Origin of the sequence: Corallococcus praedator (assembly GCF_003612125.1) — a bacterium.
In the GTDB taxonomy this organism is placed as follows: Bacteria; Myxococcota; Myxococcia; order Myxococcales; family Myxococcaceae; genus Corallococcus; species Corallococcus praedator.
Genome location: NZ_RAWI01000517.1, coordinates 1 through 5,513 on the forward strand (window position 1 = coordinate 1; position 5,513 = coordinate 5,513).

The following is a 5,513-nucleotide window of genomic DNA, read 5'->3' on the forward strand; positions in this document are numbered from 1 at the left end:
GGCGCCTGGGGGAGGTGGGGGCGGCCCACCGGGCGGCCCAGACCGTCCTGGAGCTGCTGCCCCCGCGCCCTGTCACCGGGAACGGGTAACCGACGACGCCCGCGCCGCTTCTGCTGTTCCGGCGCCGGGTTTGGGGTATGTCCGCCGGGCCATGAAGAACCGTGCGCTGGTCTGCATCCCCACCTACAACGAGCGGGAGAACATCGGGCCCATCACCCAAGCGGTGCTGGCGGCCGATCCCCGCGTGGACATCCTCGTCGTCGACGACAACTCGCCCGACGGGACGGGGCAGCTCGCCGACGAACTGGCCGCGAAGGACCCGCGCGTGCGCGTGCTCCACCGCGAGAAGAAGGAGGGCCTGGGCCGTGCGTACCTGGCCGCCTTCCGGTGGGCGCTCGCCGAGGGCTACACGTACATCCTGGAGATGGACGCGGACTTCAGCCACGACCCCTCCTACCTGCCCCTCTTCCTGAACACCGCCGAGGGCGGCGCGGACCTGGTGCTGGGCTCGCGCTACGTGCCGGGCGGGGGCACCGTGAACTGGGGCGTGGGCCGGAAGATCATCAGCCGGGGCGGTTCGCTGTACGCGCGCAGCATCCTGGGCGTGGACGTGCGCGACCTCACCGGCGGCTTCAAGTGCTTCCACCGCCGGGTGCTGGAGACGCTCAACCTGGATGAGGTGCGCAGCACCGGGTACGCGTTCCAGATTGAGTTGACCTACCGCACCCTGCGCAAGGGCTTCACCGTGCGCGAGGTGCCCATCGTGTTCGAGGACCGGCGCGTGGGGCACTCGAAGATGAACAAGAAGATCTTCGTGGAAGCGCTGGGCATGGTGTGGAAGCTGCGCTTCACCGTCTGACGCCATGACGACGTCCAGCATGGTGTCCACGTTCCTCGTGTCGCTGTCCGCCATCTTCTTCGTGGTGGACCCGATTGGCGTCGTGCCGCTGTTCCTGGCGATGACGGCCGGAGACACCAAGCAGCAGATCCGCAGCACCGCGCTGCGCGCCTGTCTGGTGGCGTGCGGCCTGATGCTGTTCTTCGCCCTCTTCGGCCGCGTCATCTTCCAGGTGTTCGCGGTGTCGCTGGGCGCCTTCCGCGTCGCGGGCGGCATCCTGCTGCTCATCACCTCGCTGGACATGCTGCGCGCCCGGCCGTCCTCCACGCGCACCAGCCCCACCGAGGAGGAGGAGGGCGCGGTGAAGGAGGACGTGGCCATCGTCCCGCTGGCGATCCCCCTGCTGGCGGGCCCGGGCGCCATCGCCACCGCCATGGTGCTGATGGCGCGCAGCGGGACGTCCTTCGTGTCCGCCCTGCCGGTGGTGGCCGCCGTGGTGCTCACCTTCGGGGCGAGCTACTTCATCCTGCGTGCGTCCAGCCTGGTGCAGCGGGTGCTGCGTCAGTCCGGCGTCGCCATCCTGGAGCGCGTGTCCGGGCTCATCCTCGCCGCCATCGCCGTGCAGTTCATCGCGGACGGGGCGAAGGACCTGCTCAAATGACGTCCGCGCCCACCACCCACACCGTGCCGTCCTTGCGCACGGTGCCCTGGGGGCGGCCGTCCATGGTGAGGTGCTCCGGGCTGGAGCGCTGGGCGTCGTACGCGTAGCCGCCCTGCACCTCCTGCAGGTACACCACCACCGCGTCCACGACGTTCTCCTGCACCACCTTGAACGAGTCGTCCGCGCACTGCGCGTCCCCGGTGAAGAAGCGCTCCAGCGTGGCCTCCTCCGGATGGCGCACGTAGACGACGACGGGAGCCTTCGCCTCCTTGCCCTCCGCGACGAACTGCTGGACGGCCTGGGCGGGCGCGGGCTGCCGCATCAGCGCCTGGAGGAGCGTGCACTTGTCGCCCTCCGCCTCCACGCGCTGCGCATGCGGAACGGTCTTCACACAGCCCGCCGCGCCCACGAGCCCCAGTCCCGCCACCGTGAGCAGGCACCGGATGCCGCCAGGAAATCCCACCATGTGACACCTCATGGCTTGCGCCAGCGAGGGGTGAAGGGAGCGTTCGCCAACGCTGGATCCTCCACCGCGATGATGTACTCGGCGCGACGGTTGCCCGCCTCCGCCGTCTCGTCCGGCGTGGACACCGCCGGGGCCTGCTCTCCGAAGCCTTCGTAGAACACCGGCACCTTCAGGCCGCGCTGCCGGAACCAGGCGGCGATGCTCTTCGCCCGCTTGAGCGACAGCTCCCGGTTGTCCTCCGCCGCGCCCACCGTGTCGGTGTGCCCGAGCACGTACAGGCGCAGCGACGCCCAGCGGCCGTACTTATTCAACGCCTCGGAGACGGATTTGTAGGACGACTCCAGCTTGCCCTTCTCCGCCGGGGGGATGTCCGAGCGGCCCGAGGCAAAGCCCACTTCCTCGTGTGGCACATCCACCTGCCAGGGGAAGAGGTCCACGCCCGTGTAGTAGTTGGAGGTGTCGAAGGCGCGCAGGCTGATGCGCATCACCTTGCCCTCCGCCGGCAGCCACTTCACCTCCAGCGGCGTGCCCGCGGGCGCGCCCTTGAAGTCCACGTCGCCCGCGAAGGCGTTCTTGCCGGTGTCCATCAACACGGTGACTTCCGTCTTCGCCGCGGGCCGGGACAGCGTGAAGCGCACCTTGCGCGCGGCCACGTCCACGTCCTCGCGGCGAATCTCCAGCTTCAGCGGGCCGTACAGCTCCGTGTCGAAGGACAGCGGCATGGTGCCGGGCTCGGCCCCTGGCGGAAACTGCACCGTGAGCTCGCCCTCGTAGTGGAACTTCCCCTCCGGCTGCTCCAGCGCGAGCCGCCGGGTGACGCCCGGCTTGCCGCCCCCCTTGAGCTCCACCGTCTTGCCGTCACTGCGCTTGAGCTTCACCTCGAAGCCGGTGATGGGCTCCTCGATGTGGACGAGCAGCGTGGGGACGCCTTCACCCAGCGCCGCCCGGCCCTCCAGGGACACCCGGATGGCCTCCGCGAACGCGGGCACCGGCAGGCCCACCAGCGCCGACAACAGGACCACGGAAGGTAGGAGTCGAACGGACATGGGCGGCGTCAGCCTCGGCGTCGCGGGGGGAGGTGGGAAGGCAACTCCAGCCCGGGGGGACGGATTCCCGAACGCTAGGCCCAACGCCCCGGCCCGGACCAGCCCGATGCGCGGGCGTCCTGCCCGGGGACGGCGGACCTACCTCACGCCCACCAGGGAGATGCCCCGCGCGGTGGCGCCCGCGAAGAGCGCGGGTGCGTCCAACAGCACCGTGCGCCCTACCTCCAGCGCCAGCACCCGGGCCCCGACTTCGTCCATGACCTCCAGGGTGCGCGGCCCCACGGCGGGCAGGTCGAAGCGCAGGTCCTGCTCCGGCTTGCAGCGCTTCACCACCACCGCGCCCGGGCCGCCCAGCTTCGCGCCCCGGCGGATGGTCTCGTCGGTGCCCTCCACGGCCTCCAGCGCGAGCACGTGGCCGTCGCGCACCACCACCGTCTGCCCCACGTCCGCCTGCCCCAGCAGCACCGCCACCTCGCGGCCCAGGGCGACGTCCTTCTCCTGCGCGGGCTTGAGCGCGGGACCGGCCAGCAGGCCCTCCGGGCACAGCACCTCTCCCAGGAAGTCCGTGGGCGCGATGATGGTGATGCCGCGCGCCTCGAAGTCCGCGGCCACCGCGCGCAGGAGCGCGTCGTCCCGGAAGCTGCGCAGGCGCGAGATGATCCGCACCGCGCCCAGGTCCGGCCGGGCTTCGGAGAGGGCCTTCACGCGGCCGATGCCGCCCGCCATGGCCGCCTGGGTGACACCCGCCTGGCGGAACACCTTCTGGATGCGGTCCACCTGACCGACACGCACCCAGGAGAAGTGGCCCACCTCCGCTTCGAGCGCCGGGTCCGTCTCCCCCCGGTGCGCGGCCACCACGACGTCCAGGCCGCGCGCACGGGCCGCGCGCGCGAAGAGGAAGGGAAGCTGGCCGTTGCCCGCGATGAGCCCGATGCGCTCCACCCGTTCCCCTTTGCGTCCCGTGAAGCGTGCGCCTAGCGCGTCACGCCGCGCTTGCTCTGTTCCACGAACTTCACCAGGTGCTCGACTTCCGGATGGCTGGACAGCTCACCGCGCAGCTGCGCGAGCGCGTCCTGGAGCCCCAGCTTGGAGCGGAAGAGGATGCGGTAGGCCTCCTTCACGCGGCCAATCTGCTCCTCGGTGAAGCCGCCGCGCTCCAGGCCCACGGTGTTGAGGCCCACGAGCGTGGCCCGGTCCCCCTGCACCGTGCAGTACGGGGGCACGTCCATGGTGACCATGGAGCCGCCGGAGATGAACGCGTAGCGACCCAGCCGGGTGAACTGGTGCACCGCCACGAGGCCGGAGATCTTCACCGAGTCCTCCACCACCACGTGGCCCGCGAGCGCGGCGCCGTTGGCGAGGAGGATCTCGTTGCCCACTTCGCAGTCGTGCGCGATGTGGCTGTTGGCCAGCAGCAGGTTGCGGTGGCCCAGGCGCGTGGCCCCGCCGCCCGACACCGTGCCCAGGTTCACCGTGACGAACTCACGGATCTGGTTGTCGTCGCCGATGATGAGCTCGGTGTCCTCGCCCGCGTACTTCAAGTCCTGGGGCGCGGCGCCCACCGAGCAGAACTGGAAGAGGTGGTTGCGCTCACCGAGCGTCGTGCGACCCTCGATGACGACGTGCGGCCCGATGCGCGAGCCCGCGCCGATGACGACGTGCTCACCGATGACCGAGAACGGCCCCACGACGACGGTGTCGTGGAGGCGGGCCCCCGGATGGACGACCGCGGTGGGATGAACCTGCGCCATGTCCTTCTCTCCTCAGCAGCGCGTCGCGCCTATGACGCCGCGCCCTCGTCGCCCTTGGCGGCCTTGTTCTTGTCCACCACCGTGGCGAGGAACTCCCCTTCCGCCACCTTCACACCATCCACCGTCGCCAGGCCCTTGGTCTTCCAGATGGCGCCCTTGTGACGGATGACCTCGATGTCCAACTGGAGCCGGTCGCCGGGAACCACCGGCTTGCGGAAGCGCGCGTTGTCCACGCCCATCAGGTACGTCACCAGCCGCGACGGATCCATGCTCTCCGTCTTGTACGCAAGGATGGCCGTCGCCTGGGCGAGCGCTTCGAGAATCAGCACGCCCGGCATGACGGGGTGGCCCGGGAAGTGGCCGTTGAAGAAGGGCTCGTTGATGGTGACGTTCTTGTACGCCGTGAGCTTCTGGCCCGGCACGATCTCCACCACCCGGTCCACCAGGAGGAACGGGTAGCGGTGCGGCAGCAGGCTCTGGATCTCGCTGATGTCCATCATCCGCCCTTCTCCTTCTCGAGCATCTCCACCCTGCGGCGCAGGGCGCGCACTTCCTTGAGCAGGTCCGCCATCTGCCCGGACGCGGCACTGGCGCGCAGCCAGTCGCGGTGGGGGATGGCGGGACTGCCGCTGACGATCTGCCCGTCCGCGACGTCATGGGCGACGCCCGACTGCGCGCCCACCTTGGCCAGGTCTCCCACGCGGATGTGGCCCACCACGCAGCGCTCGCGCACCGTGGCGTGGGGGTAGAG

At 70.3% G+C, this 5,513-nt stretch carries 7 protein-coding genes and 1 pseudogene; 2 read left to right on the forward strand and 6 right to left on the reverse strand.

The window, feature by feature from the left end; genetic code table 11:
• Positions 1–151 precede the first annotated feature (151 nt).
• A complete protein-coding gene (locus D7Y13_RS37645; RefSeq protein ID WP_120532523.1) occupies positions 152–859 on the forward strand; it encodes a polyprenol monophosphomannose synthase in 708 nt (235 codons plus the stop codon).
• A gap of 4 nt (positions 860–863) precedes the next feature.
• Positions 864–1,499, forward strand: a complete 636-nt coding sequence (locus D7Y13_RS37650; protein ID WP_120532524.1) for a MarC family protein — start codon at positions 864–866, stop codon at positions 1,497–1,499.
• On the opposite strand, the gene D7Y13_RS37655 is transcribed toward D7Y13_RS37650, so the two are convergent.
• From D7Y13_RS37655 to D7Y13_RS37680, 6 genes and pseudogenes are all read right to left on the reverse strand, one after another.
• On the reverse strand, positions 1,492–1,965 hold the full coding sequence (locus tag D7Y13_RS37655) for a hypothetical protein (protein ID WP_120584061.1): 474 nt from the start codon (positions 1,963–1,965) through the stop codon (positions 1,492–1,494). The two genes, D7Y13_RS37650 and D7Y13_RS37655, sit on opposite strands and share 8 nt — an antisense overlap.
• A gap of 8 nt (positions 1,966–1,973) precedes the next feature.
• Complete coding sequence (locus D7Y13_RS37660; RefSeq protein WP_120532526.1) at positions 1,974–3,011, reverse strand: OmpA family protein; 1,038 nt, start codon at positions 3,009–3,011, stop codon at positions 1,974–1,976.
• A gap of 138 nt (positions 3,012–3,149) precedes the next feature.
• The gene (locus tag D7Y13_RS37665) at positions 3,150–3,953 is read right to left on the reverse strand and encodes an LpxI family protein (protein WP_120584060.1); all 804 of its coding nucleotides are present in this window, start codon (positions 3,951–3,953) and stop codon (positions 3,150–3,152) included.
• Between the two features lie 32 nt (positions 3,954–3,985).
• Positions 3,986–4,762, reverse strand: coding sequence for an acyl-ACP--UDP-N-acetylglucosamine O-acyltransferase (gene lpxA / locus D7Y13_RS37670; protein ID WP_120532528.1), 777 nt, complete (start codon positions 4,760–4,762; stop codon positions 3,986–3,988).
• A gap of 29 nt (positions 4,763–4,791) precedes the next feature.
• Positions 4,792–5,259: a 3-hydroxyacyl-ACP dehydratase FabZ gene (gene fabZ, locus D7Y13_RS37675; RefSeq protein ID WP_120532543.1), complete on the reverse strand. Its 468-nt coding sequence runs from the start codon at positions 5,257–5,259 to the stop codon at positions 4,792–4,794.
• Positions 5,259–5,513 (reverse strand): annotated as a pseudogene (locus D7Y13_RS37680) (hypothetical protein); the annotation flags it as partial. The gene fabZ and the pseudogene D7Y13_RS37680, both read right to left, overlap by 1 nt.

Bases quoted from the DNA above. Each gene is read 5' to 3' on its own strand.
- D7Y13_RS37650 (WP_120532524.1), top strand. From the start codon at position 864: ATGACGACGTCCAGCATGGTGTCCACGTTCCTCGTGTCGCTGTCCGCC.
- lpxA (WP_120532528.1), bottom strand. From the start codon at position 4,762: ATGGCGCAGGTTCATCCCACCGCGGTCGTCCATCCGGGGGCCCGCCTC.
- fabZ (WP_120532543.1), bottom strand. From the start codon at position 5,259: ATGGACATCAGCGAGATCCAGAGCCTGCTGCCGCACCGCTACCCGTTC.
- D7Y13_RS37655 (WP_120584061.1), bottom strand. From the start codon at position 1,965: ATGGTGGGATTTCCTGGCGGCATCCGGTGCCTGCTCACGGTGGCGGGA.
- D7Y13_RS37645 (WP_120532523.1), top strand. From the start codon at position 152: ATGAAGAACCGTGCGCTGGTCTGCATCCCCACCTACAACGAGCGGGAG.
- D7Y13_RS37660 (WP_120532526.1), bottom strand. From the start codon at position 3,011: ATGTCCGTTCGACTCCTACCTTCCGTGGTCCTGTTGTCGGCGCTGGTG.